This is a genomic window from Agarivorans litoreus, from assembly GCF_019649015.1.
Classification (GTDB): Bacteria; Pseudomonadota; Gammaproteobacteria; order Enterobacterales; family Celerinatantimonadaceae; genus Agarivorans; species Agarivorans litoreus.
Genome location: NZ_BLPI01000001.1, coordinates 2724071 through 2741162, shown reverse-complemented (window position 1 = coordinate 2741162; position 17092 = coordinate 2724071). Strand labels below are relative to the sequence as shown.

Sequence of the window (17092 nt, the reverse complement as noted above, 5' to 3'; positions counted from 1 at the left end):
AACACTTGTCAAATATTTTACAGCGAGGTAATGAAACAGCGAACATTAAAAAAGGCAGCCAATGGCTGCCTTTTTGCTTTAGTAGAGTCTGCTACTCTGTATCACCGCCAGGGGCTGCATTTAATAGAGCTGCTAAGTTATCAGCGGCCTCATCTGCAGTAATTGGCGCTGGAGCTTCAGCTTTGTTACGGCGTTTCTCGTGGTAAGCATAACCAGTACCAGCAGGGATCAGGCGACCAACAATAACGTTTTCTTTAAGACCACGTAGTTCATCCTGTTTACCGCCCACTGCGGCTTCAGTAAGCACGCGGGTAGTTTCTTGGAACGACGCTGCCGAAATAAACGACTCTGTTGATAGCGATGCCTTAGTAATACCTAATAGCTCACGACGGAACACCGCAGGGCGTTTGCCTTCAGCAATCAACTGACGATTTTCGATATTCACACGGGCAACTTCTGCTTGTTCGCCTAGCAAGAAGCTAGAGTCACCAGCATCAAGAATCAAACACTTACGAAGCATTTGACGCACGATAGTCTCGATGTGCTTATCGTTAATCTTCACACCCTGTAAACGGTATACGTCTTGCACTTCGTTTACGATGTAGTTGGCTACAGGGCTGATACCACGCAAGCGTAAAATGTCATGTGGCGATTCTGGACCATCGGCAATAACTTCACCTTTAGCCACTTTTTCACCTTCAAACACGTTTAGGTTACGCCACTTAGGAATCATTTCCTCGTAAGCATCACCTTCTGCTGGCGTAATCACCAAGCGGCGCTTACCTTTGGTTTCTTTACCAAAACTAATGGTACCGGTAATTTCTGCCAAAATCGCAGGTTCTTTAGGTTGACGAGCTTCAAACAAGTCAGCTACGCGAGGCAGACCACCGGTAATATCCTTAGTACCGCTAGATTCTTGAGGAATACGAGCAATCGCGTCACCAACACCTACCTCAGCGTTATCTTCAAGGTTAACAATAGCCTTTGAAGACAAGAAGTACTGAGCAGGAATATCGGTACCAGCAATAAGAACGTCGTTACCAGAACCATCCACCAATTTCACCATTGGACGCATTTCTTTACCAGCGCCAGGGCGCTCGTTAGGGTCCAGTACGTGAATGCTAGATAGGCCAGTTAACTCATCAGTTTGGCGACTTACCGTTATGCCTTCTACCATGTCGATAAACTTAACTCGACCTGGTACTTCAGTAATAATTGGGTGAGTGTGTGGGTCCCAGTTAGCAACTGTATCGCCAGAGGCCACCGCTCCGCCATCAACCACTTCTAAGATACTACCGTATTGAAGCTTGTGGCTTTCTTTGGTTTGCCCCATTTCATCAATAATGGTTAATTCAGTAGAACGAGAAGTAACAACAAGCTTGCCTTCACTGTTGGTAACTACTTTAGCGTTGTGTAGCTTAATAGTACCTGCGTTCTTAACCTGAATGCTGTTCTCTGCAGCAGCACGCGACGCAGCACCACCGATGTGGAAGGTACGCATAGTAAGCTGAGTACCCGGCTCACCAATAGACTGAGCAGCAACAACACCAACCGCTTCACCACGGCCAACCAAGTGGCCTCGAGCGAGGTCACGACCGTAACATAGTGCACACACACCAAAGTCGTTTTCACAACTAATGACAGAGCGAACTTTCACGGTATCCACTGAGTTTTCTTCTAGAAGGTCACACAGTTTTTCGTCAAGTAGTGTTTTGTCTTTAAGCAGTACTTCGTTTTCGGTACCTGGCTTAATAACATCACCCACTAGTACACGACCTAGTACCCGTTCACGTAACGGTTCTACAACATCACCACCCTCAATATGAGGAGTCATGATGATACCTTCTTCGGTACCACAGTCAGTTTCGGTAACCACCAAATCCTGCGCAACGTCAACTAGACGACGGGTCAAGTAACCCGAGTTTGCCGTCTTCAATGCGGTATCGGCCAAACCTTTACGCGCACCGTGAGTTGAGATGAAGTACTGAAGTACGTTCAAACCTTCACGGAAGTTAGCTACAATCGGCGTTTCGATAATCGAACCATCCGGTTTAGCCATCAAGCCACGCATACCAGCTAGCTGACGGATCTGAGCTGCACTACCACGAGCGCCCGAGTCAGCCATCATAAAGATGCTGTTGAACGAGCCTTGCGTCTCTTCTTCGCCATCTTTGTTGATAACTGTTTCAGTAGACAAGTTATCCATCATCGCTTTCGATACTTTTTCGTTAGCCGAAGCCCAAATATCGATTACTTTGTTGTAACGCTCGCCTGCGGTTACCAAACCAGCTAGGAACTGCTCTTGAATTTCACTTACTTCGTCACTGGCTTCTTCCACGATGTCTTTCTTAGCATCAGGGATAACCATGTCATTAATACCTACAGAGGCACCAGACAAGGTTGCATAATGGAAACCGGTGTACATTAATTGGTCAGCAAAAATAACTGAGTGCTTAAGACCTAGTTTACGGTAACAGGTGTTTAGCAATCCTGAGATCTGCTTCTTACCCATTGACTGGTTAACTAAATCAAATGGCAAACCTGTAGGTACAATTAACCATAAAATGGCACGACCAATGGTAGTTTGCTTAATCTCAGTCTTTTCGATTTTAGAGCCGTCTTCGGCTACAACAACCTCGGTAATACGTACGTTTACACGTGCGTGAATACTGGCTTGTTTAGCACGGTATAACTTTTCTGCCTCTTTAGGACCAGAAAGGTACATACCTTCACCTTCAGCGTTAACACGTTCACGAGTCATGTAGTACAGACCCAATACAACGTCTTGCGAAGGAACGATAATAGGCTCACCGTTAGCTGGTGATAGTACGTTGTTGGTCGACATCATCAACGAACGTGCTTCTAACTGTGCTTCTAGGGTCAACGGTACGTGTACCGCCATTTGGTCACCATCGAAGTCGGCGTTATAAGCCGCACACACTAGCGGGTGTAATTGAATAGCTTTACCTTCAATTAGCACAGGCTCAAAGGCTTGAATACCCAAACGGTGCAAGGTTGGTGCACGGTTAAGTAATACTGGGTGTTCGCGGATAACTTCTTCAAGAATATCCCAAACTTCACCGCCTTCGCGTTCAACCATTTTCTTAGCAGCTTTAATCGTAGTCGCAAGACCACGCAGCTCTAGCTTGCCATAAATGAATGGTTTGAATAGCTCAAGTGCCATTTTCTTAGGAAGACCACACTGGTGTAGACGCAGTGTTGGACCAACGGTAATTACCGAACGACCTGAGTAATCTACACGCTTACCTAGCAAGTTCTGACGGAAACGACCTTGCTTACCTTTGATCATATCAGCCAAAGATTTAAGCGGACGTTTGTTAGAACCAGTAATAGCGCGACCACGACGACCATTGTCTAACAAGGCATCTACTGCTTCTTGCAGCATACGCTTTTCGTTACGCACAATGATGTCTGGAGCAGCTAGGTCTAATAGACGTTTCAAACGGTTGTTACGGTTGATTACGCGACGGTATAAATCGTTCAAATCAGACGTAGCAAAACGGCCGCCATCTAGTGGAACTAGTGGACGCAAATCTGGTGGAAGAACCGGCAATACGGTCATAATCATCCACTCAGGTTTGTTACCTGAATCGCGGAACGCTTCCATAAGCTTAAGACGCTTAGTGGTCTTCTTACGCTTAGTTTCAGAGTTAGTTGTTTGTAACTCTTCGCGCATTACTTCGATTTCTTGGTCAAGCTCTAAATGACGCAATAAAGCTAATACAGCCTCTGCACCCATTTTAGCTTCAAACTCATCACCGTACTCTTCAAGTGAATCAAGGTAGGTTTCTTCGGTAAGCATTTGACCGCGCTCTAAGCTGGTCATGCCAGGCTCAGTCACAACAAATGATTCGAAGTAAAGTACACGCTCAATATCACGTAAAGTCATATCTAGTAATAAACCAATACGCGATGGTAGTGATTTTAAGAACCAGATGTGAGCTACAGGAGAAGCTAGTTCAATGTGGCCCATACGGTCACGACGAACTTTAGACTGGGTAACTTCTACACCACACTTCTCACAGATAACACCACGGTGTTTCAAACGTTTGTATTTACCACACAAACATTCGTAATCTTTAACTGGGCCGAAAATACGGGCACAGAATAAACCGTCACGCTCAGGCTTAAAAGTACGATAGTTAATCGTCTCTGGTTTCTTCACCTCACCAAACGACCAACTGCGGATCTGATCTGGTGAAGCTAGGCCAATTTTAATGCCTTCAAACTCTTCGGTCTTGCTTTGTTGCTTAAGAAACTTAAGTAAATCTTTCACGTTTCTCTCCAGGTTGGAGTTAAACCTGGGGCGTTTCTAATGAAACGCCCGCCTTGCTTTTAATTCAGGTGAAGTCCTGTGCTTACAGCTCATCCAACTCAATGTTGATACCAAGAGAGCGGATCTCTTTGAGCAACACGTTGAACGACTCAGGCATGCCTGGCTCCATCTGGTGGTTACCATCAACGATGTTCTTGTACATTTTAGTACGACCGTTAACGTCATCAGATTTAACCGTTAGCATTTCCTGTAGGGTGTAAGCAGCACCGTATGCTTCTAGTGCCCATACTTCCATCTCACCGAAGCGCTGACCACCAAACTGTGCTTTACCACCTAGAGGTTGCTGAGTAACCAAGCTGTAAGAACCGGTAGAACGAGCGTGCATCTTGTCATCAACCAAGTGGTTAAGTTTCAACATGTACATGTAACCAACAGTTACTGGGCGCTCAAATTCTTGACCGGTACGGCCGTCACGTAACACGATTTGACCTGAATCAGGTAAGTCGGCTAAACGTAATAGCTCTTTAATTTCAGCTTCTTTAGCACCATCAAATGCTGGGGTAGCCATTGGCACACCGCCACGTAAGTTCTTAGCTAAAGTCATTACTTCTTCATCAGTGAAGCTAGCAACGTCAACTTTAAGCGCGTCATCACCTACGTTGTACACTTTCTGGATGAAGTCACGCAGTTTATCCATTTCGATTTCACGCTGAACTTTCAGCATTTCATCAATTTTTTCACCAACACCTTTAGCGGCTAAGCCTAAGTGGGTTTCAAGGATCTGACCGATGTTCATCCGCGATGGTACACCTAGTGGGTTCAAGCAGATGTCTACTGGGCGACCAGTTTCGTCATAAGGCATATCTTCACGAGGAACAATGGTAGAAATTACACCTTTGTTACCGTGACGACCAGCCATCTTGTCACCAGGTTGAATACGACGTTTAACTGCTAAGTAAACTTTAACAATCTTCAGTACGCCAGGCGCTAAGTCATCACCTTGGGTGATCTTACGGCGCTTAATGTCGAACTGTTTGTCGAATTCAGCTTTGATTTCGTCGTATTGCGCAGCAATTTGCTCTAGCTGCGTTTGCGCGTCTTCATCGCTTAATGCCGCTTCTAGCCACTCTGCAGGCTGCTGGCGATCTAAGTCAGCTTCTGACTTGCCAGCTGCAATCAATACAGATTTAGCACGAGCAAAGATACCGTCTTCAAGGATCTTGAATTCTTCGGTTAAATCTTTCTTCGCTTCTTTAAGCTGCATAGACTCAATTTCTTGAGCACGCTTGTCTTTTTCTACGCCATCGCGAGTAAAGACTTGAACGTCGATTACGGTACCAAATACAGAGTTAGGTACACGTAGTGATGTATCTTTAACATCAGACGCTTTCTCACCGAAGATGGCACGCAATAGCTTCTCTTCAGGGGTTAATTGTGTTTCACCTTTAGGGGTTACTTTACCCACTAAGATGTCACCTGGCTTAACTTCAGCACCTACGTAAACAATACCTGACTCATCAAGTTTGCTTAACGCTGATTCACCAACGTTTGGAATATCGGCTGAAATTTCTTCACTGCCAAGCTTAGTATCACGAGCGATACAGCTTAACTCTTGAATGTGAATAGTAGTAAAGCGATCTTCTTTAACTACGTTCTCAGAAATACCGATTGAATCCTCAAAGTTGTAACCGTTCCAAGGCATGAACGCTACGCGCATGTTTTGACCCAATGCCAACTCACCTAAGTCAGTTGAAGGACCATCTGCGAGTACGTCACCTTTAGAAACTGGCTCGCCAGCTTTAACCACAGGGCGCTGGTTGATACAGGTATTTTGGTTAGAACGGGTGTACTTAGTTAGCGTGTAAATGTCGATACCCGCTTCACCAGGAAGCATCTCGTCTTCATTTACTTTAACTACAATGCGGCTAGCATCTGCGTAGTCAACCGTACCACCACGTTTAGATACAACCGTCACACCAGAATCAACAGCCACCGCACGTTCAATACCAGTACCCACTAACGGTTTGTCAGCACGCAATGTTGGTACAGCTTGGCGTTGCATGTTAGAACCCATCAATGCACGGTTTGCATCATCGTGCTCTAAGAATGGAATCAACGATGCAGCAACAGAAATAATCTGTTGTGGACTTACGTCCATGTACTGAATTTGATCAGTAGGCATGTAGGTTGACTCACCCTTGTGGCGACAAGGAACTAAATCTGTTTCAAGTAATTTGCCATCGGCATCCGCTTCTGCGTTCGCCTGAGCGATCACATAAGTACCTTCATCAATAGCCGATAAGTAATCAACTTCGTCAGTGATTTGGCCTTCAATTACTTTGCGGTAAGGAGTTTCTAAGAAACCGAACTCATTGGTACGAGAATAAACCGCTAATGAGTTAATCAAACCAATGTTTGGACCTTCCGGAGTTTCAATCGGACATAAACGACCGTAGTGCGTTGGGTGTACGTCACGTACTTCAAAACCGGCACGTTCACGGGTTAAACCACCAGGACCTAATGCAGAAACACGACGTTTGTGTGTTACTTCAGAAAGCGGGTTGTTCTGATCCATAAACTGAGATAATTGGCTTGAACCAAAGAACTCTTTAACTGCAGCTGAAATTGGCTTAGCGTTAATAAGATCTTGTGGCATCAATGCATCTAGGTCACCAAGGCTCAAACGTTCTTTAACAGCACGCTCTACACGCACCAAACCAACACGGAATTGGTTCTCTGCCATTTCACCTACGCTACGAATACGACGGTTACCAAGGTGATCGATATCATCAACTTCACCGCGTCCGTTACGAATTTCGATTAGCGTCTGCATCACCTTAATGATGTCTTCTTTATCAAGTACGCCTGATACTGAACCATCTTCGCGACCAACGCGACTGTTAAACTTCATTCGACCAACTGTCGACAAGTCATAACGGTCGCTGTTGAAGAACAAGTTCTCAAACAGGGCTTCCGCTGCGTCTTTTGTTGGTGGCTCACCAGGACGCATCATGCGGTAAATCTCAACCAATGCTTCCAAGCGATTAGTTGAAGAATCTACACGCAGGGTATCAGAAATAAATGAACCCTGGTCTAGGTCATTGGTGTAAATAGTTTTTAACACCGTGTGGCCGGCTTGCGAAAGCGCAGCAATTAACTCTAGGTTTAACTCGCTGTTAGCCTCGGCAATTACTTCACCAGTCGTTTCGTCAACATACTCTTCAGCTAATACTTTATCAGCAAGGTACTCAACCGGTACTTCGATTTGCTCAACACCTGATTTTTCCAGCTGACGAATATGGCGCGCTGTTACTCGGCGACCGGTTTCAATCAGTACTTCACCGTTTAGCACAACGTCAAAGGATACAGTGTCACCACGTAAGCGGCTTGGCACAAGCTCCATCATCACTTTGCCGTCTTTCAATTCGAAAGTGGTAGTGTCGAAGAAGGTATCAAGAATTTCTTGCGTGGTCATTTCCAACGCGCGCAAAATAATTGAAGCAGGCAGTTTACGACGACGGTCGATACGGACAAACAAATTGTCTTTAGGATCGAATTCGAAGTCTAACCATGAACCGCGGTAAGGAATAACGCGAGCGTTATACAATACTTTACCGGAAGAGTGTGTTTTACCACGATCGTGATCGTAGAACACACCCGGACTGCGGTGTAATTGGGATACAATAACACGCTCTGTACCGTTGATAACAAAGGTACCATTACCTGTCATTAATGGGATTTCGCCCATGTATACTTCTTGCTCTTTGATGTCTTTAACCGTGCCAGCCGGAGCCTCACGATCAAATAACACTAAACGCAATTTAACGCGTAAGGGAGCAGAGTAGGTGACTCCACGAATTTGACATTCTTTAACGTCAAAAACCGGCTCGCCAAGACGATAGCTAACATATTGTAGCTCTGAATATCCTGAATAACTGGCAATCGGGAATACACTGCGGAATGCAGCTTCCAGCCCATACTCGCCTTCAGGATCGATCTCTATGAATTTCTCAAAAGAGTCAAGCTGTATTGAAAGCAGGTAAGGCGTGTCCACTACTTGAGGACGTTTTCCAAAGTCCTTACGAATGCGTTTTTTCTCTGTATAAGAGTAAACCATATGGTTCCTCAGCTCGCTGATAAGTGACCCACTCTGTCCGCAAAATCTGGGACAGTTCTTACATACCGTTTGTCATTGTCGAAGGGAATGCTTTCCCTAAGTTCTTTGCTAGACGCACCATCTAAAACGGTGATAAAAAAGACGGCGTCCTACAGCGCAAAAAGGCCGGTGGTTAAATAACCACCAGCCATAGCCTATAAAGGCTGCAATCTACTTATAGGTAGATTACTTAAGCTCAACAGAAGCACCAGCTTCTTCAAGAGCAGCTTTAAGAGCTTCAGCTTCTTCTTTAGATACAGCTTCTTTAACAGTAGCAGGAGCTGAATCAACAAGGCCTTTAGCTTCTTTCAGGCCTAGACCTGTAGCGCCACGTACTGCTTTAATAGCAGCAACTTTGTTTGCGCCAGCAGCAGTAAGAATTACGTCGAATTCTGATTGCTCTTCAGCAGCAGCACCAGCGTCACCAGCAACAGCAACAGCAGCAGCAGCAGATACGCCGAACTTCTCTTCCATAGCTTCGATTAGTTCAACAACGTCCATTACTGACATTTCAGCAACAGCTTCGATAATTTGGTCTTTAGTGATAGACATGACTCAAATTCCTAAATTCAATTAAATTTATAAAATAATGTAGCAACAAGCAAATTATGCTGCTTCTGACTCTTTTTGATCGCGTAGCGCGGCCAGAGTGCGTACCAGCTTGCCTGCAGAAGCTTCTTTCATAGTTGCCATTAACTTGGCAATTGCTTCTTCGTAAGTTGGTAGTTTTGCAAGAACGTTTACGTCTGCTAATGCACCTTCAAATGCTGCTGCACGTACTTCGAAATTTTCTTGCTCTTTAGCGAAGTCTGTAAATAGACGCGCTGCAGCACCTGGGTGCTCGTTAGAGAAGGCAATCAAAGTAGGACCAGTAAATGTCTCAGTAAGACACTCTAGGTCTGTGCCAGCTACTGCACGGCGAGCAAGGGTATTACGAACCACTTGCATAGATACGCCAGCTTCACGTGCTTTTGCACGAAGTGAAGTCATCGCATCTACAGTTACGCCACGTGAATCAGCAACTACTGCAGAAAGTGCACCTTTGGCAGCTTCGTTGACGCTAGCAACAATTTGCTTCTTGTCTTCGAGTCTTAAGGCCATTGGCTTTACTCCTGGATTCCAATACCAGATAAATCTGGTGTTTACTTCCCTCTAAATCATTAGATTTAGAGGCCTTTACGGTTTGGTTGTCCAGAATAAAAAATTATTCTTGGGTTTCCTCACCATCTACGTAGGAGATTAAGCTAGAAACTAGCACCTACGGTCTTGGATGAGGGCATAAGCCCTGACCCATAAATACAAAGCGCAAAATAATAGTATAAATTTTGCGCTTTGTAAATAATTAAGCTTGAGTATCTAAAGAAGTCACATCAATTGTTAAACCAGCACCCATAGTGGTTGATAGGCTAACTTTCTTGATGAATTGACCTTTAGACTGAGCAGGTTTCGCTTTTTTAAGAGCTACAACCAACGCTTCAAGGTTCTCTTTAAGCTTGTCAGCATCAAAATCGGCTTTACCAATAGTAGTATGGATAATACCGTTTTTGTCATTGCGGTAACGAATCTGACCCGCTTTAGCTAGTTTAACTGCGTCAGCTACGTTAGGAGTAACTGTACCCACTTTAGGGTTAGGCATTAAACCACGTGGACCTAGGATTTGACCTAGTTGACCAACAACGCGCATTGCATCTGGAGAAGCAATTACTACGTCAAAGTCCATTTCACCGGCTTTAACTTGAGCAGCCAAGTCGTCCATACCAACTACGTCAGCACCAGCTTCAGTAGCAGCTTCGGCGTTAGCGCCTTGAGTAAATACAGCAACACGAACGTTACGACCAGTACCGTGTGGTAGTACCGTAGCACCACGAACGTTTTGGTCAGATTTACGGGGGTCAACACCAAGGTTAACCGCTGCATCTACGCTTTCTAGGAACTTAGCTGACGCTAACTCTTTAAGAAGAGCAACCGCTTCGTTTACTGGGTATTCTTTTGTTGAATCAACTTTTTCGTTGATCGCACGCATGCGCTTAGAAAGTTTTGCCATCGTATTAGCCCTCTACAACCAAGCCCATAGAACGGGCAGAACCTTCAATTGAACGAACCATTGCCTCTACGTCAGCACCAGTCATATCTACTGCTTTAGTATTAACAATCTCTTCTAGTTGAGCGCGCGTTACTTTGCCAACTTTTTCTTTGTTTGGAACACCAGAACCAGACTTGATGCCAGCCGCTTTCTTCAATAAGTAAGAAGCAGGTGGAGTTTTGGTTTCAAAAGTGAAAGAACGGTCAGCATATACTGTAATAACTACAGGTACTGGTGCGCCTTTCTCAATTGAATCTGTTTTAGCGTTGAATGCTTTACAGAATTCCATGATGTTTACACCATGTTGACCTAGAGCAGGACCAACTGGTGGTGACGGGTTTGCGGCACCCGCAGCAACTTGAAGCTTGATATAAGCTTGGACTTTTTTAGCCATTTTAAATTTACCTTAATTTGGGTTCAAACGCCTTTCGCACTTGCGATTAGCTTCCCGATAGAACAAAGGGCAGCGGATTATAGTCGATCCCCTGCCCTAAAAACAACTGATTGTTTATTTTTTATCAGCCTTTCTCGATTTGTCCGAATTCTAGCTCTACTGGCGTAGCTCGGCCGAAAATCAATACAGATACTTTTACCCGGCTCTTTTCGTAATCCACTTCTTCGATAGTACCGTTGAAGTCGGCGAATGGGCCATCGGTAACACGAACCACTTCGCCTGGTTCGAATAGAGTTTTTGGTCTTGGCTTATCGCTGGTTTCATCCAAGCGATCCAAGATAGCTTTAGCTTCTTTATCTGAAATTGGTGCAGGGCGCTCTGCCGTTCCACCAATAAAGCCTAGTACCCGTGGCACACTTTTCACTAAGTGCCAGCTTTCATCATTTAGGTCCATTTGAACCAAAACGTAACCAGGGAAGAACTTGCGCTCACTCTTACGTTTTTGACCAGCGCGCATTTCAACTACTTCTTCAGTTGGTACTAGAATCTCACCAAAAGAATCTTCCATAGAATGAATTTGGATGTACTCTTTTAATGATTTAGATACGCGAGCTTCATAGCCAGAAAAAGCCTGAACCACGTACCAACGCAATTTGCGCTCTTCAGTCATTAGATACCTACCCCTGTAACAAAGGCAACTAGGCGAACCAATATCGCATCTAGACCCCACAAAATTAGAGACATGAATGCAGTAGCAGCTAATACAATCATGGTAGTTTGAATGGCTTCTTGACGAGTAGGCCAGATAACCTTGCGCACTTCCATACGCGACTCTTTAGCAAATTCGAAGGCTTGCTTGCCTTTATTGGTTTGCGATGCAATGCCTAAAGCAGCAATCACGGCAATCACAACACCGATTACACGCACCAAAATCGACATATCTGTATATAGGTAGTTACCTACAACAGCGGCGATTAAAATTAGAGCAGCTAATGCCCATTTTAGGCCATCTAACGACCCACTTTGGTTTTCAGTACTGGTACTCATCAAACAACCTACAAATAATCCCACAAAATCATAAATCCCTTCATATAGGGATAGTGGCAGGGGTGGAGAGATTCGAACTCCCAACATTCGGATTTGGAATCCGACGTTCTGCCATTGGAACTACACCCCTATAGCACGAAGCCCGACATTATAGGCACTTTGTTTCAAGATTGTAACCCTTGAATGTCGAAAAAACGCGACTAGGCAAACAATAAATTGCCCAGGTATTTATAACACCAGAGCAATACTTAAAGATCTTGCCTTTAAAAACAAAAAAGGCCGCTTACGCGACCTTTTTCTTGCTGTGCTAGTCTTCTTATTCGAAGATTTTAGCTACAACACCCGCACCTACTGTACGGCCACCTTCACGGATTGCGAAGCGTAAACCTTCGTCCATCGCGATTGGGCAAATTAGCTCTACAACAAATTTCAAGTTGTCGCCTGGCATTACCATTTCTACGCCTTCTGGTAACTCTACTGCACCAGTTACGTCAGTTGTACGGAAGTAGAACTGTGGACGGTAGCCTTTGAAGAATGGCGTGTGACGGCCACCTTCGTCTTTGCTTAGTACGTATACTTCTGCTTCAAACTTGGTGTGTGGAGTAATTGAACCAGGAGCTGCCAATACTTGACCACGCTGTACGTCATCACGCTTAGTACCACGTAACAAGATACCACAGTTCTCACCTGCACGACCTTCGTCTAGAAGCTTGCGGAACATTTCAACACCTGTACAGGTTGTTTTTGTAGTTTCTTTGATACCAACAATTTCAATCTCTTCTGAAACTTTGATGATACCGCGCTCTACACGACCTGTTACTACCGTACCACGACCTGAAATTGAGAATACATCTTCAATTGGTAGTAGGAATGGCTTGTCGATGTCACGCTCTGGCTCTGGAATGTAAGAATCTAGTGCTTCTGCAAGCTCAATGATTTTTGCTTCCCATTGCTCTTCGCCTTCTAGGGCTTTAAGCGCTGAACCTTGGATTACTGGAATGTCATCACCTGGGAATTCGTATTCTGATAGAAGTTCACGTACTTCCATTTCTACTAATTCTAGAAGCTCTTCGTCGTCTACCATGTCACATTTGTTCATGAATACGATGATGTAAGGTACACCAACCTGACGAGAAAGTAGGATGTGCTCACGGGTTTGTGGCATTGGGCCATCTGTAGACGCTACTACTAGGATAGCGCCGTCCATTTGTGCTGCACCAGTGATCATGTTTTTAACGTAATCGGCGTGTCCAGGACAGTCTACGTGTGCGTAGTGACGAGTTGGTGTGTCGTACTCTACGTGTGAAGTAGAAATGGTGATACCGCGCTCGCGCTCTTCTGGAGCGTTATCGATTGCTGCGAAATCTTTAGCTTCACCACCGTATACTTTTGCAAGTACGTTGGTAATAGCAGCTGTTAGAGTTGTTTTACCGTGGTCAACGTGGCCAATTGTACCAACGTTTACGTGCGGTTTTGAACGTTCAAATTTTTCTTTAGACATAATAGTCCCTCTGGATAAAGGTCATTGGTACAAAGCACCATTGGTTTACGCTTACCGACCGGTAAAAAGTAATAGGGAGACTAAAAAAGGAATGTGGTGCTGATAGGCAGATTCGAACTGCCGACCTCACCCTTACCAAGGGTGCGCTCTACCAACTGAGCTATATCAGCACTGTGGAGCGGGCAGCGGGAATCGAACCCGCATCATCAGCTTGGAAGGCTGAGGTAATAGCCATTATACGATGCCCGCATCAAACCTTTGGAAGACGACCTACTACCAAAATAAATGGTGGGGGGGGACGGATTCGAACCATCGAAGCTTTCGCGGCAGATTTACAATCTGCTCCCTTTGGCCACTCGGGAACCCCCCCACACTGTCACCTTTAATAAGGTGAAGCCTTACACTTAAGAGATGGTGCCGATTGCCGGAGTCGAACTGGCGACCTACTGATTACAAGTCAGTTGCTCTACCAACTGAGCTAAATCGGCATCGCTTAAGTGCTGCGCATTCTATGTAATGCATTTATTAAATGCAACAACCAAATGGAAAAAAAAACTAAGGATTGATGTGAACGCGCAAAAATCAGCCAGCGGGCTCAATTATTGGCCGCGTAGCGATACTTCACCGGCCATAAAGGCTTGATGTTGACCATCAATTTCAAGCAACAATTGGCCTTGTTTATCCACGCCTTTGGCGAGCCCTTTCAACTGCCGCTCCTCAGAAAAACGCAAACTCACCGCTTGATTGGCAAAAATATCATAGCGATTCCAGCGTTGCTGCAGTGCAGCGAAGCCCTGCAACCGAAATACCTCGAACATCTGATTCAAAGATTCAACAATAGCTATGGCTAATTCAGTGCGATTAATTGGTAATTTGGAATGACTTTGTAACTGCGCAAATGCTTGATCAATTAGTTCAGCCTGTAAACTTCCTACTTTAACGTTTACCCCCAAGCCCACCACTAAACTCACTTCACTGTTTGCATGGCCTTGTAGCTCTATTAATACCCCACCGAGCTTTTTACCTTGCAGGTAAATATCATTAGGCCACTTTAATCCTAGCTCTTTAAAACCGACATTTTCTAACGCCTCCACAATAGCGAGGCCTACCGCTAAGCTCAGTCCCATGGCAGCTTCAATACCATCTTGCAGACGCCACAGTAAGGACATACAAAGTTGACCCGCATAAGGCGTTTGCCATGCTCTACCTCGCCGCCCCCTACCTGCACTTTGATATTCAGCCAAAATGAGTTGACCGTGGTCAGTAGTATCTATGTGGTTCATTAACCATGCATTAGTGGAGTCTAACTGGTCGATAACTATAGGGCGATTTTGGGGAAGAGCTAGTTCTAGCCGGGCTGCGTTTAACAAAGAAAGTGAATCAGCTAAACGATAGCCTTTGCCCTTAACGCTATAAATGTCTAAACCAAGTCCGCTATATTGTTTGATATAACTAGCAACTGTGGTTCTTGATACTTTTAGTTGCTTAGCTAAACTTTCGCCTGAGCAAAACTCCCCCGGTGCCAGCGCTTTAATCAACTGATAAGGTTTACTCTCCTGCATCAGGCATTCCTAAAACAAGTGTTGGCTCAACCTCACCAATACTATTTATGAAGCGAACCTCCGGCTGCAATAGCACATCGAAACGTTGCCAAACTTGCTGGCGAATGTGACGACATAACGCAAGTAAATCAATCGCTTTTGCATTGGCTATATTTACTAAGACTAAAGCTTGATCTTGATGCACTGCTGCTCCGCCAACAGTATATCCTTTAAGGCCAAGTTGATCGATCAACCAACCAGCAGCTAGCTTAGACAGGCCGTTTGTAGCAGAGTAATTAGGCATATCGGGATAGCGACACAACAATTTAGCAAGCTGTTCGTTACTCACTAATGGATTCTTAAAAAAGCTCCCAGCATTTCCTAATACCTGTGGGTCAGGAAGTTTGCTAATGCGCATCTTACATACTTCATCAAAAATCGTCTGAGCACTAATATCTGCCTCTAGCTGCTTTAAACCACCGTATTCGCATTTGGCTTGCCAAGATTTATTCAGCTTAAAAGTCACGTGACTGATAATAACTTGGTCTTTTAAGGCGCTTTTAAAGATGCTATCTCGATAGGCAAACTGGCAATCTTCAGAGCTAATAACTTGTGTGCGGTTAGAGTGTATCGAATAATATTCAACCTCGGAACATACATCAGCCAGTTCCACTCCATAAGCTCCAATATTTTGTACCGGTGAGGCTCCTACCGTACCAGGGATAAGTGCCAAATTTTCTAAACCGGGCATTCCTTGTTCTACAGTCCATTTTACAAATTTATGCCAATCTTCACCCGCCGCTGCCCTAATAGAATAACTGTCAGCTGTTTCGCTCACTTCAATACCTCGCAGCTGGTTTAGCACCACTAGGCCCGCAAAGTCTTCAAGAAGCAGTAAGTTAGAACCTCCACCAATTACCATCCAAGGTAGCTGTTCAGCACGTATCCAACTCACCAACTCGCCAATATCGTTCGAATTTGTTAGCTCTACAAAATATTTGGCTTTAGCAGCCAAGCCAAAAGTGTTGTAGCTAGTTAAATCAACGTCGCGTTTAATAGCCGACACTACACTCATTTTCTTAATCTCACCCGGCTAACTTCATGGTTAGCACTTTTCTCTAGAATTAAATCTGCGCGCTCACGAGTAGGTAAAATATTCTCAATCAAATTAACGTAATTAATCGATGACCAAATTTTTTTAGCTACCTTTGATGCTTCAATGTCATCAAGCTGGGCATAGTGATGAAAATAGTTACTGGGGTGGGTAAATGCGCTGGCTCGTAACTTTTGAAAGCGTTCGATGTACCACGTTTCTAGTTGCTCGGGATCTGCATCGACAAAAATAGAAAAATCCAAATAGTCAGAAACAAATACCTGGCGAGGCTGGTTCGGATAATCACGTGCTGACTGCAGCACATTTAAGCCCTCCAAAATAACAATGTCGGGTTGCTCTACTTTAATCTGCTTGTCTTTTACAATATCGTAAGAGAGGTGGGAGTATACCGGTGCCGACACAGATTCTTCACCAGATTTTAACGCAGCTACAAAATCAACTAAGGCTTTTTGATCGTAACTTTCCGGAAATCCTTTGCGCTGCATTAAACCGCGCGCTTCAAGCTCTTCGTTAGGCAATAAGAAGCCGTCGGTTGTTACAATATCCACCTTAGGATGTTCTGGCCACCGTTGCAAAAGAGCTTGTAAGATCCGCGACGTGGTGCTTTTACCACCAGCTACACTACCTGAAACGCCAATAATATAAGGTACATGTTTTCCACTACCTAAAAAATTAGCTAATACTTCGCGGCGGTCTTGGCGCGCTTTAACGTATAAGTTGAGCAAGCGAGATAATGGCAGGTAAATATCAACAACCTGAGGCAAAGACAACGCTTCGTTGATGCCTCGAATGCGTTCCAGATCATCTTCAGTAAGAGTAAGCGGTACAGATTGACGGAGTGTTGACCAAGCTTCGCGTTCAAAATCTAAATAACTAAACGCATGCGGCGAGGTAGTGTAAGTTGCTGGCATGGGCCCTTCCTATATAGTGCGGCACAACCATATACCAAAACTAAATAA

At 44.7% G+C, this 17092-nt stretch carries 12 protein-coding genes and 5 tRNA genes; all 17 read right to left on the bottom strand.

Annotated features, from left to right (window positions below):
* Positions 1-91 precede the first annotated feature (91 nt).
* The 17 genes from rpoC to coaA all read right to left on the bottom strand — a co-directional run bounded on the left by rpoC (position 92) and on the right by coaA (position 17044).
* On the bottom strand, positions 92-4297 hold the full coding sequence (gene rpoC, locus K5L93_RS12690; protein ID WP_220720171.1) for a DNA-directed RNA polymerase subunit beta': 4206 nt from the start codon (positions 4295-4297) through the stop codon (positions 92-94).
* Between the two features lie 82 nt (positions 4298-4379).
* Positions 4380-8414: a DNA-directed RNA polymerase subunit beta gene (gene rpoB / locus K5L93_RS12685; protein ID WP_220720170.1), complete on the bottom strand. Its 4035-nt coding sequence runs from the start codon at positions 8412-8414 to the stop codon at positions 4380-4382.
* 225 nt (positions 8415-8639) lie between these two features.
* A complete protein-coding gene (gene rplL, locus K5L93_RS12680) occupies positions 8640-9005 on the bottom strand; it encodes a 50S ribosomal protein L7/L12 (RefSeq protein ID WP_220720169.1) in 366 nt (121 codons plus the stop codon).
* 54 nt (positions 9006-9059) lie between these two features.
* Positions 9060-9554: a 50S ribosomal protein L10 gene (rplJ, locus tag K5L93_RS12675; RefSeq protein ID WP_220720168.1), complete on the bottom strand. Its 495-nt coding sequence runs from the start codon at positions 9552-9554 to the stop codon at positions 9060-9062.
* 241 nt (positions 9555-9795) lie between these two features.
* Positions 9796-10497 (bottom strand): 50S ribosomal protein L1, encoded by a 702-nt coding sequence (gene rplA / locus K5L93_RS12670; protein WP_220720167.1) that lies wholly within the window; start codon positions 10495-10497, stop codon positions 9796-9798.
* A gap of 4 nt (positions 10498-10501) precedes the next feature.
* Entirely contained in the window at positions 10502-10930 is a 429-nt protein-coding gene (rplK, locus tag K5L93_RS12665) for a 50S ribosomal protein L11 (RefSeq protein WP_220720166.1), read from the bottom strand.
* A 124-nt stretch (positions 10931-11054) separates the two neighbouring features.
* Positions 11055-11600, bottom strand: coding sequence for a transcription termination/antitermination protein NusG (nusG, locus tag K5L93_RS12660; RefSeq protein ID WP_016404043.1), 546 nt, complete (start codon positions 11598-11600; stop codon positions 11055-11057).
* Positions 11600-11977: a preprotein translocase subunit SecE gene (gene secE, locus K5L93_RS12655; protein ID WP_016404044.1), complete on the bottom strand. Its 378-nt coding sequence runs from the start codon at positions 11975-11977 to the stop codon at positions 11600-11602. The genes nusG and secE overlap by 1 nt, the downstream gene beginning before the upstream one ends.
* 54 nt (positions 11978-12031) lie before the next feature.
* Positions 12032-12107, bottom strand: a tRNA-Trp gene (locus tag K5L93_RS12650).
* A gap of 186 nt (positions 12108-12293) precedes the next feature.
* Complete coding sequence (gene tuf / locus K5L93_RS12645; protein ID WP_220720165.1) at positions 12294-13478, bottom strand: elongation factor Tu; 1185 nt, start codon at positions 13476-13478, stop codon at positions 12294-12296.
* A 94-nt stretch (positions 13479-13572) separates the two neighbouring features.
* Positions 13573-13648 (bottom strand) — tRNA-Thr (locus tag K5L93_RS12640).
* 4 nt (positions 13649-13652) lie between these two features.
* Positions 13653-13727, bottom strand: a tRNA-Gly gene (locus tag K5L93_RS12635).
* 37 nt (positions 13728-13764) lie between these two features.
* Positions 13765-13848: transfer RNA gene (locus tag K5L93_RS12630), tRNA-Tyr, on the bottom strand.
* Between the two features lie 42 nt (positions 13849-13890).
* Positions 13891-13966: transfer RNA gene (locus K5L93_RS12625), tRNA-Thr, on the bottom strand.
* 111 nt (positions 13967-14077) lie between these two features.
* Positions 14078-15040 carry a bifunctional biotin--[acetyl-CoA-carboxylase] ligase/biotin operon repressor BirA gene (gene birA / locus K5L93_RS12620; RefSeq protein ID WP_220720164.1) on the bottom strand — a complete coding sequence of 321 codons (963 nt, stop codon included), beginning with the start codon at positions 15038-15040 and terminating at the stop codon, positions 14078-14080.
* Positions 15027-16094, bottom strand: a complete 1068-nt coding sequence (gene murB / locus K5L93_RS12615) for a UDP-N-acetylmuramate dehydrogenase (protein WP_220720163.1) — start codon at positions 16092-16094, stop codon at positions 15027-15029. Before murB ends, birA begins: the two co-directional genes overlap by 14 nt.
* The gene (gene coaA, locus K5L93_RS12610) at positions 16091-17044 is read right to left on the bottom strand and encodes a type I pantothenate kinase (RefSeq protein WP_220720162.1); all 954 of its coding nucleotides are present in this window, start codon (positions 17042-17044) and stop codon (positions 16091-16093) included. Before coaA ends, murB begins: the two co-directional genes overlap by 4 nt.
* Positions 17045-17092: the final 48 nt, after the last annotated feature.